The organism is Peribacillus sp. NPDC097895 (assembly GCF_050277555.1).
Lineage (GTDB): Bacteria > Bacillota > Bacilli > Bacillales > DSM-1321 > Peribacillus.
Map to the genome: position 1 here is coordinate 1,103,652 of NZ_JBNNSH010000001.1, position 15,013 is coordinate 1,118,664.

At 38.5% G+C, this 15,013-nt stretch carries 15 protein-coding genes, 2 pseudogenes and 1 riboswitch; of the genes and pseudogenes, 13 read left to right on the plus strand and 4 right to left on the minus strand.

The genetic code is table 11. From position 1 onward, the window contains the following. Window positions 1-175 precede the first annotated feature (175 nt). From ACQKMH_RS05290 to ACQKMH_RS05300, 3 genes and pseudogenes are all read right to left on the minus strand, one after another. The gene (locus tag ACQKMH_RS05290; RefSeq protein ID WP_427586386.1) at window positions 176-691 is read right to left on the minus strand and encodes a hypothetical protein; all 516 of its coding nucleotides are present in this window, start codon (window positions 689-691) and stop codon (window positions 176-178) included. Between the two features lie 6 nt (window positions 692-697). Next, window positions 698-1,111 carry a hypothetical protein gene (locus ACQKMH_RS05295; protein WP_427586387.1) on the minus strand — a complete coding sequence of 138 codons (414 nt, stop codon included), beginning with the start codon at window positions 1,109-1,111 and terminating at the stop codon, window positions 698-700. Between the two features lie 552 nt (window positions 1,112-1,663). Continuing rightward, a pseudogene (locus ACQKMH_RS05300) lies at window positions 1,664-2,283 on the minus strand (cupin domain-containing protein); the annotation flags it as partial. 442 nt (window positions 2,284-2,725) lie between these two features. Between ACQKMH_RS05300 and ACQKMH_RS05305 the strand changes: the two are divergent. From ACQKMH_RS05305 to ACQKMH_RS05315, 3 genes and pseudogenes are all read left to right on the plus strand, one after another. Next, window positions 2,726-3,145 (plus strand): DUF6944 family repetitive protein, encoded by a 420-nt coding sequence (locus tag ACQKMH_RS05305; protein WP_427586388.1) that lies wholly within the window; start codon window positions 2,726-2,728, stop codon window positions 3,143-3,145. A gap of 273 nt (window positions 3,146-3,418) precedes the next feature. Then, window positions 3,419-3,554: riboswitch (FMN riboswitch) on the plus strand. 164 nt (window positions 3,555-3,718) lie between these two features. After that, window positions 3,719-4,300, plus strand: coding sequence for an ECF transporter S component (locus tag ACQKMH_RS05310; RefSeq protein WP_427586389.1), 582 nt, complete (start codon window positions 3,719-3,721; stop codon window positions 4,298-4,300). Window positions 4,301-4,392: 92 nt separating this feature from the next. Further along, window positions 4,393-4,641: pseudogene (locus ACQKMH_RS05315) on the plus strand (transposase); the annotation flags it as partial. A 47-nt stretch (window positions 4,642-4,688) separates the two neighbouring features. Here the strand turns inward: ACQKMH_RS05315 and ACQKMH_RS05320 are convergent. Continuing rightward, window positions 4,689-4,937, minus strand: coding sequence for a ferredoxin (locus tag ACQKMH_RS05320; RefSeq protein WP_214789522.1), 249 nt, complete (start codon window positions 4,935-4,937; stop codon window positions 4,689-4,691). Between the two features lie 292 nt (window positions 4,938-5,229). Here ACQKMH_RS05320 and ACQKMH_RS05325 point away from each other — a divergent pair, with 292 nt between their 5' ends. The 10 genes from ACQKMH_RS05325 (at window position 5,230) to ACQKMH_RS05370 (ending at window position 15,009) form a co-directional block, all read left to right on the plus strand. Then, window positions 5,230-6,294 carry a helix-turn-helix domain-containing protein gene (locus tag ACQKMH_RS05325; RefSeq protein WP_427586390.1) on the plus strand — a complete coding sequence of 355 codons (1,065 nt, stop codon included), beginning with the start codon at window positions 5,230-5,232 and terminating at the stop codon, window positions 6,292-6,294. Beyond that, entirely contained in the window at window positions 6,294-7,805 is a 1,512-nt protein-coding gene (locus ACQKMH_RS05330; RefSeq protein WP_427586391.1) for a RecQ family ATP-dependent DNA helicase, read from the plus strand. Before ACQKMH_RS05325 ends, ACQKMH_RS05330 begins: the two co-directional genes overlap by 1 nt. Then, window positions 7,795-8,421, plus strand: coding sequence for a CPBP family intramembrane glutamic endopeptidase (locus ACQKMH_RS05335; RefSeq protein ID WP_427586392.1), 627 nt, complete (start codon window positions 7,795-7,797; stop codon window positions 8,419-8,421). Before ACQKMH_RS05330 ends, ACQKMH_RS05335 begins: the two co-directional genes overlap by 11 nt. Further along, the gene (locus ACQKMH_RS05340) at window positions 8,399-9,187 is read left to right on the plus strand and encodes a LysM peptidoglycan-binding domain-containing protein (RefSeq protein WP_427586393.1); all 789 of its coding nucleotides are present in this window, start codon (window positions 8,399-8,401) and stop codon (window positions 9,185-9,187) included. The genes ACQKMH_RS05335 and ACQKMH_RS05340 overlap by 23 nt, the downstream gene beginning before the upstream one ends. Before the next feature lie 124 nt (window positions 9,188-9,311). Then, window positions 9,312-9,770: a YpbF family protein gene (locus tag ACQKMH_RS05345; RefSeq protein ID WP_230156930.1), complete on the plus strand. Its 459-nt coding sequence runs from the start codon at window positions 9,312-9,314 to the stop codon at window positions 9,768-9,770. A gap of 98 nt (window positions 9,771-9,868) precedes the next feature. Continuing rightward, window positions 9,869-10,684, plus strand: a complete 816-nt coding sequence (locus tag ACQKMH_RS05350) for a metallophosphoesterase (protein WP_427586394.1) — start codon at window positions 9,869-9,871, stop codon at window positions 10,682-10,684. Window positions 10,685-10,783: 99 nt separating this feature from the next. Next, window positions 10,784-11,677, plus strand: coding sequence for a MerR family transcriptional regulator (locus tag ACQKMH_RS05355; RefSeq protein WP_427586395.1), 894 nt, complete (start codon window positions 10,784-10,786; stop codon window positions 11,675-11,677). Window positions 11,678-11,764: 87 nt separating this feature from the next. Then, the gene (locus ACQKMH_RS05360; RefSeq protein WP_427586396.1) at window positions 11,765-12,340 is read left to right on the plus strand and encodes a genetic competence negative regulator; all 576 of its coding nucleotides are present in this window, start codon (window positions 11,765-11,767) and stop codon (window positions 12,338-12,340) included. A 271-nt stretch (window positions 12,341-12,611) separates the two neighbouring features. Continuing rightward, window positions 12,612-13,889: a Glu/Leu/Phe/Val family dehydrogenase gene (locus ACQKMH_RS05365; protein WP_427586397.1), complete on the plus strand. Its 1,278-nt coding sequence runs from the start codon at window positions 12,612-12,614 to the stop codon at window positions 13,887-13,889. A gap of 151 nt (window positions 13,890-14,040) precedes the next feature. After that, on the plus strand, window positions 14,041-15,009 hold the full coding sequence (locus ACQKMH_RS05370) for a YpdA family putative bacillithiol disulfide reductase (RefSeq protein ID WP_427586398.1): 969 nt from the start codon (window positions 14,041-14,043) through the stop codon (window positions 15,007-15,009). The last annotated feature ends 4 nt before the right edge of the window (window positions 15,010-15,013 follow it).

The window sequence follows — 15,013 nt, forward strand, 5'->3', positions numbered from 1 at the left end:
CAAATAGTGAAAATATAAAACCGCTCTAAAAGAACGGTTTTAATGGAATTAGTTTGTTGTATCTCCTGATTTTCTTCATTTCTTATTCATACCTATACTAATTGGTTGCTTTTCATTTAATTTCGTGCCTACCTATGAATATTGATTATTTAAATGACTTGTTTTAAAAATATAATTATTGTTGATAAAGGTTAGGATAGATAACACTTTGTAAGAAAATTACTTCTCTTTTTAGGGAATCTGTTACTGTTATTACCGAATTCATATCCTTCTGCAATAAGCCGATTTGATTTTCCATTTTCTTTATTTTTTTAGTTAGTTCCTCGGCTTCTTGTTCTGCTTTTTTATCTATTATAATGGCTTCTTCAATTGCAATGGCGGTACCACCAGATGAAATTAAGTCTCCAATCGCTCCTAATGTGGCGCCTAATAAGGTTAATATAAAGCCTGTATTTGATTCAGACCCTGATGCTGAAGTATCCGAGTTTGCTTCAGATCCTGATGCTGAAGTATTCGAGTTTGTAGAAACCTCCTCTACTTCAATCTGTTCTACCTCTTTAGTTTCTGCTATAATCCCTAGAATAGCGATGAAGTTTCCTATGTTAGTAATCATCGAACCAAATAAATCAATCTTATCCCCAATATATGGAGGTATGGAGGATAAAGGATGTTCTTCTTCTGGTACTACCATAACTTCTCACCTTCTTGGCTGTAATTTTATTTTTTTAATTATACTAATAGTGGTCAAATCAAGCTCTTGTTCAATCTCTTTTAATTTGTAAATTACTTTTTCTATTTCCTCTACTCTCAGAACTGTGAGAATATTATTATCAATTTTATATAAAAAACCTTCTAAGCAATATAAAATATCGTTACATGATTTTATTAACAATTCATGTTCCTCATCCAAAAAAAATGGAGGAGCAATAGTCTCTAAAGATTGTACACTAGTCTGTCCTACACGAATGGCATTTTTTAAATCAATACAGTATTGGTCATAATCCGAAACTATACCATCAGCATAAGTAGGATGTACCATATTTGAAATATAAACTAAATTCCCTCCAATTAAATGTATAGTTTGACCATATTTTTTTAAATTTGCTCTCATGTAATCCCCCCTGATTTACTAAATCCTTGGGCGTTTTTCTTAGATAATGTATGCAATCTAAAAAAAAATGTTCAAATAAAAACTGATAAATCCAAGTATCATAAATCCGTATATACATAAACCTGCCTCATAGAGTTTTCTATAGAATTTATTCGTACAGACAGACTATTTAAAATCCGTTTTCTATTGGGGACATCATCTGAAAAGCCCGGAGGAATTATTCGTTAAGCTAACCAACCACCACAAGGTGTACTTCAATTATAATGTTAAAAATAAAGAAAGGGATCTTCCTTTTGAAGATCCTTTTTTCTCTGTTAATAGATGTTATTGATTGATTTTTTGATGAACTAAAGGGGCAGTTTTGATGAAGTAGGATTTTCAGTAAATGCCCAAAAATTATCAGGATGAGAAACTAAATTTGGTTACCTCATCGATATAAGCATCTTTACGCCTGTCCGGGTGATTTTCTGGATACCGTTGTATTTGACGACTGGCCATTTCTCCTTTCGCAATACGTTTATAAGCTCCGATCCTACATGTAAATGGTCCTGTCGGATCTTGAGCAAGCAGCTGATGTGTGAAGCTCTTTGGTACAGTACCGTAAGGCTCCGAAACCTTCTGGATTTCCATTGAGCCTGGCACCTTTGCTTGGAAAATGTATCGCTGTTTTGCAGGGATGTGGGCAAAGGAAGTACACCGAAATTCGCAGCCAGCACGTCCTTTGGTGTGTGAGCGAACCAATCGGTAATAGTGAAGGTGTCGAGCTCTGAGAAATTGCCATCGTCGAAGACGAGCAGAAATTCGCAACCTTCCTCCAGTCCTTGAATCGAACGTGGAATTCCCGCAGGAAAGAACCACAAATCCCGCGTTGACATCGGCTATAAAGTTCCGCCCGTCCTGATTGACCGAGGTGATTCGCGCACTGCCCAAAATCATGTAGGCCCATTCTGATTGCTTATGCCAATGTAACTCACGCCCACCGCCCGTCGTCAGACGCATGTTCACCCCCGCAAGCGTAGTTGCGATCGGCAGCTCTTTACCCGTTATTCACGCGACCAACCTCCTTGATTTTACTGCATATGAGTGTCCGAAAAAGAGTACTTTAAATTGGGCACCGGCCCGGCGTCGGTGGCCGGTGGAACTAGCATGTCGGGGTTCTCAAGGTCCCTCATGACGTCTTGAGGAACGAAATAGGTCGCTCCGGTACCATCGTCCCTTATCAGCTGCGGCACATTTTTATATGAAGTTTGATTCCAGGGGTCGTTTTTTCAAGAGAGATGCCCCCATCATTGGGTATTGTTCTTTAGAGGTATATGTAATTTATATATGACCTAGATTTCAAAGCTATCTCAGTTTCTGTAAAAAGCCCTAGCTCTCGCTAGTATAGAAAAACAAGAAGTGACATTAGAATATCAATTTGCATATGAATAGGTTATAACCTAATAATAGATTGCGGTTTGAAATGAATAATGAATCTAACAATATTTTTGCTTCTGTGATAGTAGCTGTGGGAACAATTTCGGCTGCCGATGGAGCTTCGCCACTGAACTTCATAAATAGTAATTTGCGTTGAAAACCTAAGTTTATGAGGAAACGTCTTACAGGCAGGAGGGAATGCCTTACAAGCAGAAGGGCAAGGGGAAATCATTCATAACCGGGCAGGTTATTGACTTTAAAAAAGAAACAAAACAGAAAATATTCAATACTGGGAACTGGATGCAAGCGTTAAGTGGACTTATTAATGTAGGACACGGAATCGAACTTAATCCCTTCCCTGGCCATTCAGAAAACATGATAGGAAACTTAGTACAGTCTATGGGGGACTCATTACAGGCTATTGGAGGAGTATCTGAATATGGAAACCAGTATGAAGTCTATAGGGAACATAATTATGGTGAGTCATTAGTAGTAACAGGAAGTTGGATACAAGCAATTGGTTCAGTAATATCAGTAATTGGAACAATAAAAGAAGAGACCCAAGGAATACAAATAGAAAGTCAATTAAGGTTTTATGTCGCATTTATTCATTTATGAACCAACAATGTTTAACAATTCCTTTATGTTAATTTAAGAAAACAGTAATCTTATAGTCTAAATTGTTTTCCTTGTTTTTTTATAATTTCTAAGTTAAAATCAAATCAATCTAAGGGAATTCGTATTGGTAGGATTTTAGTAGGAAATTGGATGAGTTTTAAGGTTTTCCGAGGAAATTAGAGGATAAGGAAAAAGCATTCAAATTCCTTAAAACCATTTGGTAAGCCACTAGAAAATACAATCGGATTCACGAGGATACAAAAAATTTTATAGGTCTATCTTCGGGGCGGGGCGCAATTCCCCACCGGCGGTGATGAAGGAAATCTTCTTCTTAGCCCGCGAGCCTTACGGGGCAGGATTTGGTGTGATTCCAAAGCCGACAGTATAGTCTGGATGGGAGAAGATGGAGGTTCCTGAGTGCGTTTCAACAGTCATATGCTGAACGTTTGTTTGATGAAACCTTTAATTTATCCCTTTAATTCGATCGGAATTAAAGGGTTTTTTATTGAACATCAACGATGAAGGAACACTAACCTCTTTTTCAGGTAGATCGGAAAAGAAGGAGAGAGAGCTATGAAAAAGAACAGAGTTAAAAAAACGGTCACGCTGGCCATGATGGGGAGCATTTCTTATTTATTGATGCTTTTGAATTTCCCGTTTCCAGGATTTCCACCTTTTCTGAATGTTGATTTTAGTGACATTCCAGCACTGATGGCGGCTTTGATTTTTGGTCCGATGGCTGGAATCCTAGTTGAATTCCTTAAAAATCTATTGGATTTAGTCATGACAGGTACCCTGACTGCTGTACCGGTTGGGCATATTGCTAACTTTATAGCAGGAGTACTGTTCGTTTTGCCTACTTACTACGTATTTAAAAAAATCAATTCCAAAAAAGGTATGACGTTCGCTTTACTTGCGGGTACAGTTTCAATGGCGGTAGTCATGAGTGTTTTAAACTATTTTGTTTTTTTACCGGCATATACCTTCTTTATGGGATGGGATGCAATGTCGGCGCCCGAGTCAAGAAAGTTCGTAACGACGGCAATTTTACCTTTCAACGTGATTAAAGGCGTGCTTATCACTTCTGTATTCATGCTGTTGTTCATTAAATTGCAGACATGGATCAATAAGCAAACATTATATAAAAATGCTTAATGGCATTGACGATGATACAAAAAAGCCGGATATCCATATCCGGCTTTTTGTTTTTAAAATAAAAGTAATAAAACTTGAGGTGATGAGGATGCTTTGCCTATACGTTTCATACAGCATCAGAACGCAATGGATTTTGGTTGGGGACGATAGTAACTCCCGGCAATACGCATGATAGTCATATCTTAGAGCCTCAGGTTGAACAAGTGATTGATAAAGTCGGAAAAACAGAAGCTGTTGCCGCAGATGCTGCCTACAAAACACTAGCCATTACAAACTATCATTTTGGCAAAGTAATCAAACCGTCTTTACCTTATACACGTCCCCGAACAATAGAAGGATTCATTAGCCAAAAGAAAAAGCCATTCTCGATTGAAAATGGCTTGCCTTTTTATTCGAATTTTAGTGCATCCCCGTCAAATGACTCGTCAGCAACTTTAATAGAATCCGTTGGGCATCCTTCAAATGCGTCCATCATGTCATCTATAAGTACATCTGGAATTTCAACGATTCCTTCGTTATCGTCAAGGGTAACAAATGCAATCCCTTCGTCATCATAATCATATATATCTGGTGCTGCTGCTCCGCAAGCTCCGCATGCGATGCATGTTTCTTTATCCACAATAGTAAATTTAGCCATGAATATAAAACCCCTCCTAAGTTGTTTAACAACTGATAATCTTTTTATTTCAGATTATTATCTCTTTCTTATTGTAAGACCGAATGCCAAACTTTTCAATAGAAATTGTATTGATAATAACTATCAAGAAGCGAATTGTCAATGAAAAACATCGGAATAATTAACTCGATACTTGCCATGGTTCGTCATTTAGTCACAAATTCTTCCTTATCCCCATCAATAATACCGGCGATTTTTGCAGTTTTTTGATACAATGGGATTAATGGTTAAATGAAACAAGGATGTGAGTCCCATGAATAATTATCTACAGGCAATCATTCTATATGCGATAAAAAAATTTCAAGGCGAACGTTCCATTTATGCTATTTACCATATGCTGCAGGGGAAGAAGTCGTCACAAACGATTCAGGATGCCCATTTATTCGGATTAACGAATATATTCGGGACAATACCCCGTTTTACCCGTCAGCAATTGAATCAAAACATTGAATGGTTCCTAAAACATGACTTCATTAAACTAATGGATAAAACCGATGCTTATGAAATTAGTGTACAAGGTGAGAAAATGTTAGTTAGTTTCTTAGAAAACAACCCATTTCCAACGTATTTAAATGGTTGGAAGTATCAAAATATCACCCCTGTATTCTGGGGGAGATTAAATTTACTCATTCAAACCATATCCCATATTGTCCACAACGAAAGACGTTTTTATCCGATACAACAAAATCCTAAAATCCAACATTTCGTTAAGGAATTCTTACATACCAATCGGCAAGACCGAGTGTTGATAGCAACTCATCTATATGAAGAATTGATATCGCTTTTAGAACGGCAAAGCGATCTGAAAAGAGATATTTTCATTTTGAAATTAACTGGGGTAAACAGGATTGGACTTACGTTTGAACAGATTGCAAAAAGGAAAGATGTAGAAGAAGAATATGTTCGCTTTATGTTTCTTGACTCTCTGCATCAAATGCTTGCAGATACGGAAATGGGCAAGGATTATCCTCTTTTAGCCACGTTAATATACGATTGGAAAAGGAGTGGGAATCCCCATTTGACGCAATCTACACAAACGACTTTACGATATATCCAGGAAGGGAAAAATATGTGGGAAATAGCTGAAATCCGCCGATTGAAGGTGAATACCATAGAAGACCATCTAGTCGAAATTGTCCTTTCGGATAATAGTTTTCCAATTGCCGATTATGTGTCGATCGAGGATGAAAGTAAAATAGCTTCAGCGATCAAGGAGCTTGGTACGAAAAAGCTTAAAGCAATCAAACAAATGGTCGATAATAAACAGATAAGCTTTTTCCAAATACGGCTTGTGCTCGCGAAACTAGGTGATGGATGATGAATATAGAAGCTGTCCTAAAAGAAAAATTCGGATTTGATGAATTCCGTCCTGGGCAAAAAGAAGTGATTGAATCATTGATGTCCGGCCGTCACACTTTAGGGATGCTACCCACCGGATCCGGTAAATCATTATGTTATCAGTTGCCCGCATATCTTTTAAATAAGACGGTCTTAATTGTCTCTCCGTTACTTTCTTTAATGCAGGATCAGGCAGATCAGTTGAAAATGAGTGGAGAAAAAAGTGTATTGACCCTGAATTCTTTTTTGACGCTAAATCAAAAAAGAAGTGCGTTCGAACGGTTACATAGTTATCGGTTTATCTTTTTATCTCCTGAAATGCTTAGCCTGGAGGGCGTAATAAAATCCTTGAAATCCATAGATATAGGTTTGTTCGTCATTGATGAAGCGCACTGCATCTCACAATGGGGGTATGATTTCCGTCCAGATTATTTGAATTTAGGTGAAGTGAGGCGTGAACTGAACGATCCGCTAACGCTTGCCCTGACGGCAACTGCTACCATTGAAGTCCGCAGGGACATCGTTGGTAAACTCAACCTTGGCCAAGTCAATGAAACCGTCGCGTCCGTTGATAGGGAAAATATTGGGATACTTGTTGAACGCATGTTCAGCTACGATGAAAAGCAATCTCTTGTACTTGAACTAGTCAGGAAATTCACAGGGAGTGGAATTATATATTTTTCATCAAAAAAAGTAGCTGAAGCAGTCACTCGGTTTTTACAGGAAAATGGGGTGGATAGTGTCAATTATTATCACGGGGGCATGGAACAGGAACAGAGGATGCTCATCCAGCAGCAATTCATTTCCGGTCAGTTGAAAATAATTTGTGCAACGAGTGCCTTTGGCATGGGTGTAAACAAATCGGATGTCAGATATGTTATCCACTTTCACATGCCATCCACGATGGAAGCATATCTTCAGGAAATAGGCAGGGCGGGGCGAGATCGGAAGCAAAGTGTCGCTGTTTTATTATATAGTGATGGAGATGAAGGGCTTCCCATGCATTTGATGGAACAACAATTACCTACGGATATGCAAATAGAGGGGGTTTGTTCGTTCCTAAATGATTCACAAAAGATTCCGGCGAACTTGACTCCATCTGAAAAAGAACAGCTGTCTCTATCCTTTTCTTTGAACGAAATCCAACTTCGTTTTTTTACCCAGCTTATTAAAGGAACGGATAATCCTTTACATCAAGTCGCAGAGATGAAAGAGTATTGCCATAAGAGGAAGGCCGCGAATCAAGGAAAACTGTATAAATTCCTCCAATGGATAGATGCACAGGAATGTCGCAGGTTAGGGATATTGGACTACTTTGAGGAAAAGCAACAAATAGTGAATCCCATCTGTTGTGATTACTGTGGGATGGATGCGGATAGAATGGTCGATGTATGGCCTGAGGTTAAGGTGGATCACGTTAATTCCTATTCCACGTGGAAAAAGGAATTGGCTTTTATCTTATTAAAGAAGGAAACTGGCAATGAAAAATAAGCAAGCTGAATTAATTAAACAACTAACAGATAAACAGTTGATATATAATTTGTTTCTTACACAAATTATTCTCTTAACGTTAGCCGTTTTTTTAGGTATTATTTTATTTAAAGAACGTTCTGCTTTTTTCGACTTATTTATCTTTGATGACCTTAACATTTTGCTGGTCGGCATTCCTGCTGGAATCATCGTTGTGTTAATTGACATTTTATTGATGAAAGTGACACCATCTTCCTATCAGGATGATGGGGGCATTAACGAACGCATTTTCAGTCATTTATCTTATACGATGATATTTGCCGTTGCTTTAGTGGTCGCGATAAGTGAAGAAGTATTATTTCGTGGAGTTTTGCAAACACATTTTGGTTTACTTTGGACGAGCATCATTTTTGCAGCCGTCCATTATCGTTACCTTTTTAATTGGTTTTTATTTTTAAATGTTTTGGTTTTGAGCTTCTTTATCGGCTTGCTTTTTGAATGGACCAATAATATCATGGTGACGATTACGGCCCATTTTTTGATTGACTTCATCCTTGGTATTTTAATTAGGAGTAAAAAGCAAACAGGGTTGAGCAAGAAGGGGGGTGACTTGAATGAGTCAAGTACAAAAGAATGAAAAAGAAAAAGATCAGGCTGGTGAACTTCGTTCGCGAATAGAACGTCATAAGGCTAAGTCATCATTGCCCAAGCGTAGCAAAATCCACCATAATAAAAAGAAAAAAAGTAAAGCGAAGATTAAGTTACCAATCATACAATTTTTATCGTTGTTTTTTATTTTGCTTCCTATAGGATTTTACGGCCTTAATACATATTTTCAGGATAGACCTGTACGTGATACAAATAGTGACCAAGTCGTCGTTAAAAACAATGAGGAGGAGGTTACAGAAACGATTCCAACTACAGCAACAGCAGATGATTTAAAAGATGATAAAGAAAAAGACTCGGAAAAAGCTGTAGCGGAGAAAGAAAAAAAAGAAAAGGAAGAAGCTAAGGCTAAAGCTGAGGAAGAGGAAAAGCGCAAGCAAGAGGAACAAGCTAAGAAAAATGCCGAAGCAAAAGCTAAAGCACAGCAAGAAGCTGAAGAAAAGGCTAAAGCACAGCAAGAAGCCGAAGAAAAGGCTAAAGCACAGCAAATAGCTGACGAAAAAGCCAAGAAGGAAGCAGCCGAAAAGAAAAAGGCAGCTGAAATTCAAGCCGCAAAACCGGATAAGGATGAATACAAGGTTGTTTTACATACTGTTAAATCGGAAGAAACACTTTTCCGCATTTCAATGAATTACTACAAATCACAGGAAGGCATTGCTTTGATCAGGGAATGGAATGGACTGAATGGCAATGAAATTTCCAATGGTCAGGTTTTGAAAATTCCGATTAAGAAATGATGATGGCACCCTGTCTTTGTAGGCAGGGTGTTTTTCCAATTTGAAGCCAAACATGTCAGGTACTTTATCATTTTTTTCTGGACAGCTTCATATCATGACTTGAAAGAGTAGAGGAGGAAAAAGAATGGAATCGACAATCATTTTATTGGATGAAAAAACGGACCAAGCAACAAAACAAATGTTGCAGAATGTTGTGGATCGAAAAAAAAAGTTCGAGGCTCTTAAAAAGAAGCATCTTCAAAGTTTATGGGCGACCATGATTGTTGCTGCTCTTTTTTTGGTTTACCTTTATTTTTATATTGTTGTACCTTATTCCTATTCCTTTTTCAGCATGTTTAGTGTTTTCGTCGACCATTTCAGCCATTTTCTTTTTTTAGCGGCAGCTATAGGTCTGTATGGATATATGATATTAATTAAAAAGAAGCTCGATAAAGCTGAAAAGGAGTTTCAGCTGCTACGTTGTGAAATCATTAATAAAAGTAAGCAGTTATGGGAAAAAGAGGAAGAATGGAAAAGTCGTCATAAGGTTTTTGAAATGATGAAGAAGAATTATGATATTAACTTATATCATGAAAATAAATGATTGATCACGTTAAAATATATTTAATTGCGGGTAATATGGTTTTATGGTTATATGAAGGTAACTATTAGGATTAGGATGGAAAGAAGGTTTAACGAAAGATGTTATTGGTATCTGGATTATTTTTAGTCATCATTTTGCTGGTAGTCGGCATGGTCATTTACATGTGGCTTACTGCTAAGCAAGATAGGTTGATTTTTCAAGACTTATTTTTCAATGACTTTCCTGAAGAGTTTGGCGATGTTCGAATTTTTTTCATATCTGATCTCCATCGTCGGATCATATCTGATAAATTGATTGAAGAAGCCCGAGGCAAAGCTGATTTGGTGATTATCGGCGGGGACATAAGAGAAAACGGGGTTCCCCTAGCACGAGTGGAAAAAAATATTTTGAAATTGAAAGAGCTTGGTCCCATTTATTTTGTTTGGGGAAATAATGATTATGAAGGGGATTTTCATGAGCTGGATGCAGCACTTCTAAAACATGGAGTGAAAATCCTTGATAATACAGCTGTTTCTTTTGAATCTCGAAATGGCAGGAAAATCGCTCTTTTAGGTATTGATGATATAACGGAAGAACGAGATAGGCTGGATCTCGCCCTGTCGGATTGCGAGAATGAGGCTTTTCGGATATTGGTGAGTCATAACCCCTTGGTCAAGGAACAATTGACTCCGGAACACCATATAAGTCTTGTCCTGTCAGGTCATACCCATGGCGGGCAAATTCGAATATTCGGATTCGGGCCCTATCAGATCGGCAGTATAAAAAAAGAGGGCAACTGTTTGTATATGACGAGTAATGGTTATGGGACAAGCGCAGTGCCTTTAAGGCTTGAGGCTAAACCAGAAACACACCTAATCACCTTGAAAAGGGGAATGCGCACTGAGATAGGCGATGCGATGGAGAAGACCTTTTAAAAAGCTTTTTAACGAGCATATCGGAATTTTACAGACTTATAAGAAACCACTATAATTTCAACAAATGAACGTTCAATTATTGGAGGCCTTGAAAAAACCATGCAAGAAGGTAAATATAATATAAAGGCAGTTTCAAAACTGCTAGACATTCAGCCGGGTACTCTGAGGGCATGGGAAAGGCGCTATAAATTTTTCGAACCTGTCAGGAATGATTCAGGGCATCGGCTATATACAGAAAAGCATCTGCAGATCCTTATATGGCTCGTCAATAAAACGAATCAAGGGTTCACGATAAGCCAGGCCGTGTCACTTCTCGAAAGTACTGGCACTAAAGCGATTGGAGTTCCTGAAACGAACAGTAAGGATGAACAAACGATTAAGTTATCGGATGAATTAATTGAAGCTCTATTGAATTTCAATGAAAATAAAGCCCAGATGCTGATTAGCCAAGCATTCAGTATGTATACGATCGAACATACGATAGTGGATGTTCTTGGTGCCGTACTGGTTCAGATAGGGGATAAGTGGGAAAGGGGAGAAATTACTTCCGCTCATGAACACTTTGCGTCGAACATTATAAAAGCCAGGATCAGTTCCGTCATGCATACGATTCCGACTAATGGTTTTCTTCCAAAAGCTCTTACCGTTTGTGCCCCTGGTGAAAAACATGAGTTTGGCCTGTTGATTTTCACCATTTTTTTGAAGCGGAAAGGGTATGAAACCGTTTATTTGGGAGAATCAATCGCCGATAAGGATCTTTTTACCGTTTTAAACATCATAAAACCCTCATACTTATTCATGTCTGTTTCACTTGAAGAAAATCTTGAAGGTACATTTAGTCTTGTGGAAGCGTTAAAAAAAGATTTCCCGGATTTGAAGGTAGGTCTTGGAGGTGCGGCTTTGAGTCTTATATCCGAAGAAAGAAATATTACCTTCAGTGAAGTTCTCATGGGGGACAAGCAATCGGAATGGGAGGAATGGCTGAAAAGTTAGTGACTGTCTTTGTGAAATAATGGATATGCACCCTGCGACCAAGGCTTCATATGATGTATGAAGATGGTAACCAGGGGGCCTTTTTTTATGAAGCTGGAGCGTTTAACTAATAATAAAATCAAGATTTTTTTGACCCTTGATGATTTAATTGATAGAGGTATAACAAAAGAAGATATTTTAGGGAATTCTTTAAAGGTCCACAAGTTATTTCAGGATATGGTTGAAGAAGCATGCGAAGAACTCAGCTTTAAAATGAGTGGTTCCATTGCAATCGAGATTTTTTCCCTGCCTGCTCAGGGGTTGATAATCATCGTGACAAAGGACGAAGAAGAATTATTGGCAGACGAGGAAGAATTCTTGGATTTGCAGGTTAAAATCGATGACTTCCCCCATATACTGTATGTTTTTGATGAGTTTGAAGATATCGTCCAATTATCTCATAGATTGTCTTCTCAAGGTTTGCTTACGAGTACTCTTTATCATTATGAGGGAAGATATTATTTACTAATCGAAAATGGTAAAGACACGACCTATGACACGGTCATCTCCTTAGCCGCCGAGTATGGCCATGCTTCGACACTGACGCTCTGCCGCATTAATGAATATGGCACTTGTATAATTGAAAATGAAGCTATACATGTTTTGACTACGCACTTCAGTTAACTGCAAAAAGAAGGAGACAAGGCAGACGCATGATGTAAAAATCAATGCGGTTTGCCTTATTTTTCTCTCCTTTTTGATTGAAGAAAATCTGCGGGAATTGAGTAAGAAAACAATGGCTATGATAACGTTTTCATTTTTTGAATATTTCCAACTTTAAAATTCCCATTTTTGTTCTTGCATAAATATAACGAAGGTGTATACTAGCACATGAAGAGGACTATTTGTAAATTATAATTTAATATATGGATGAGATTTTTAGGAGGTACTTTTAATGGATTCGGCAAAAGATAATAGCCATGTAAATGAAGAAGAAAAACACGACGTACTGAGGTCAACCCAAACTGTAATACATAAAGCTTTGGATAAGCTGGGTTACCCGGAAGAAGTTTATGAGCTCTTGAAGGAACCATTGCGTTTATTAACAGTGAAGATACCAGTCCGGATGGATGATGGGTCGGTTAAAATTTTCACGGGTTACAGAGCGCAGCATAACGATGCTGTTGGGCCTACAAAGGGCGGTATCCGTTTTCACCCTGATGTAACGGAACGTGAAGTGAAAGCATTATCCATTTGGATGAGCTTGAAATGCGGGATCGTTGATTTGCCATATGGCGGTGGTAAAGGCGGGATCGTTTGTGACCCTCGTAATATGTCCTTCCGTGAGTTGGAAAGACTAAGCCGGGGCTATGTTCGCGCAATCAGCCAAATCGTGGGGCCGACAAAAGATATCCCGGCACCGGATGTATTTACGAATTCCCAGATCATGGCTTGGATGATGGATGAATACAGCCGTATGGATGAATTCAACTCCCCAGGATTCATTACAGGTAAACCGCTTGTATTGGGTGGTTCTCATGGCCGTGAATCAGCAACTGCTAAGGGTGTAACGATTTGTATCAATGAAGCTGCCAAGAAACGTGGCATTGATATTAAAGGGGCACGGGTCGTCATTCAAGGCTTTGGTAATGCAGGAAGTTTCTTAGCTAAATTCATGCATGATGCAGGTGCTAAGGTTATTGGGATTTCCGATGCATATGGTGCGCTTCATGATCCTGAAGGACTGGATATCGATTATCTTCTAGACCGGAGAGACAGTTTCGGAACCGTAACAAAATTGTTTAAAAGCACAATTTCAAATAAAGAACTGCTTGAATTGGATTGTGATATTTTAGTTCCGGCTGCAATTGAAAACCAAATCACAGAAGAGAATGCTGCTGATATTAAAGCTTCGATCGTTGTAGAGGCTGCAAACGGGCCTACGACAATGGAAGCGACACAAATCCTAACGGACCGTGGAATCCTTCTTGTTCCTGACGTCTTGGCATCTGCTGGCGGAGTTACGGTTTCTTACTTCGAATGGGTACAAAACAATCAAGGATATTACTGGTCTGAAGAAGAAGTGGACGAAAAGCTGGAAAAAATCCTTGTGAAATCTTTTAATAATATTTATGAACTTGCCCAATCCAGACGTGTAGATATGCGTCTTGCGGCTTATATGATTGGCGTAAGAAAAATGGCTGAAGCTTCACGCTTCCGTGGTTGGATCTAAAAAGATTCAATTCACGAATGGCATATAGATAAAATCGTATTCATTGCTTTATCATTGAAATGATTTGTAAAAACTCCTATCATGTATTGATAGGAGTTTTTATTTTTAGGCGAACGAATTACATAGTGCATGGAAAGGCAGTGGAGTAAAAATGAATGTTGAAGAAGTCATTATCATAGGTGGGGGCCCTTGTGGATTGGCGGCTGCGATTGCTCTTAAAGAAGTGGGAATTCAGTCCCTGATTATTGAAAAAGGCAATGTGGTGGATTCGATTTACCGTTACCCCACACATCAAACATTTTTCAGTTCAAGCGAAAAATTGGAAATCGGTGATACCGCTTTTATTATAGAAAACCGTAAACCGGTCCGTAATCAGGCATTAGCTTATTATAGGGAGGTAGTTAGAAGAAAAGAATTACGGATCAATAAGTTCGAAAAAGTGGAAAAGGTGGAAAAACGGGAAGATGGGAAATTTTTAGTAAAGACATCAAAAGGTGACTATACAGCATTGCATGTGATCGTATCTACCGGATACTACGATCATCCAAACTATATGTGCATTCCCGGTGAAGATCTCCCTAAAGTGTTTCATTATTTCAAGGAGGGCCACCCTTACTTTGATTGTGATGTTACCGTCATCGGTGGTAAAAACTCAAGTGTGGATGCGGCACTGGAATTGGTCAAATCAGGTGCAAGAGTTACCGTCCTATACAGGGGAGCGGAGTACTCTTCTAAAATCAAACCATGGATTCTCCCTGAATTTGAATCATTAGTCCGCAATGGAACGATCATGATGGAATTTAATGCGAATGTTGACGAAATCACTGAAGATAGTGTCATATATCATGTAGGTGAAGAGGAAAAAGTTATAAAAAATGATTATGTGTTCGCCATGACTGGTTATCACCCTGACCATTCCTTTTTAGCTTCAATGGGCATAAATATTGATAAGGTGACTGGAAGGCCAACCTATAACGAGGAAACGATGGAGACGAACGTAAAGGGACTATATATTGCCGGCGTTCTTGCAGCCGGAAATAATGCGAACGAAATTTTCATTGAAAATGGCAGGTTCCATGGTGGTTTAATTGCCTATCATTTGGCTGTTAAAGAAAAGTGAAATG

Bases quoted from the DNA above. Each gene is read 5' to 3' on its own strand.
- ACQKMH_RS05305 (WP_427586388.1), top strand. From the start codon at position 2,726: ATGCCTTACAAGCAGAAGGGCAAGGGGAAATCATTCATAACCGGGCAG.
- ACQKMH_RS05290 (WP_427586386.1), bottom strand. From the start codon at position 691: ATGGTAGTACCAGAAGAAGAACATCCTTTATCCTCCATACCTCCATAT.
- ACQKMH_RS05310 (WP_427586389.1), top strand. From the start codon at position 3,719: ATGAAAAAGAACAGAGTTAAAAAAACGGTCACGCTGGCCATGATGGGG.
- ACQKMH_RS05370 (WP_427586398.1), top strand. From the start codon at position 14,041: ATGAATGTTGAAGAAGTCATTATCATAGGTGGGGGCCCTTGTGGATTG.
- ACQKMH_RS05320 (WP_214789522.1), bottom strand. From the start codon at position 4,937: ATGGCTAAATTTACTATTGTGGATAAAGAAACATGCATCGCATGCGGA.
- ACQKMH_RS05365 (WP_427586397.1), top strand. From the start codon at position 12,612: ATGGATTCGGCAAAAGATAATAGCCATGTAAATGAAGAAGAAAAACAC.
- ACQKMH_RS05360 (WP_427586396.1), top strand. From the start codon at position 11,765: ATGAAGCTGGAGCGTTTAACTAATAATAAAATCAAGATTTTTTTGACC.
- ACQKMH_RS05340 (WP_427586393.1), top strand. From the start codon at position 8,399: ATGAGTCAAGTACAAAAGAATGAAAAAGAAAAAGATCAGGCTGGTGAA.
- ACQKMH_RS05330 (WP_427586391.1), top strand. From the start codon at position 6,294: ATGAATATAGAAGCTGTCCTAAAAGAAAAATTCGGATTTGATGAATTC.
- ACQKMH_RS05355 (WP_427586395.1), top strand. From the start codon at position 10,784: ATGCAAGAAGGTAAATATAATATAAAGGCAGTTTCAAAACTGCTAGAC.
- ACQKMH_RS05345 (WP_230156930.1), top strand. From the start codon at position 9,312: ATGGAATCGACAATCATTTTATTGGATGAAAAAACGGACCAAGCAACA.
- ACQKMH_RS05335 (WP_427586392.1), top strand. From the start codon at position 7,795: ATGAAAAATAAGCAAGCTGAATTAATTAAACAACTAACAGATAAACAG.
- ACQKMH_RS05350 (WP_427586394.1), top strand. From the start codon at position 9,869: ATGTTATTGGTATCTGGATTATTTTTAGTCATCATTTTGCTGGTAGTC.
- ACQKMH_RS05325 (WP_427586390.1), top strand. From the start codon at position 5,230: ATGAATAATTATCTACAGGCAATCATTCTATATGCGATAAAAAAATTT.
- ACQKMH_RS05295 (WP_427586387.1), bottom strand. From the start codon at position 1,111: ATGAGAGCAAATTTAAAAAAATATGGTCAAACTATACATTTAATTGGA.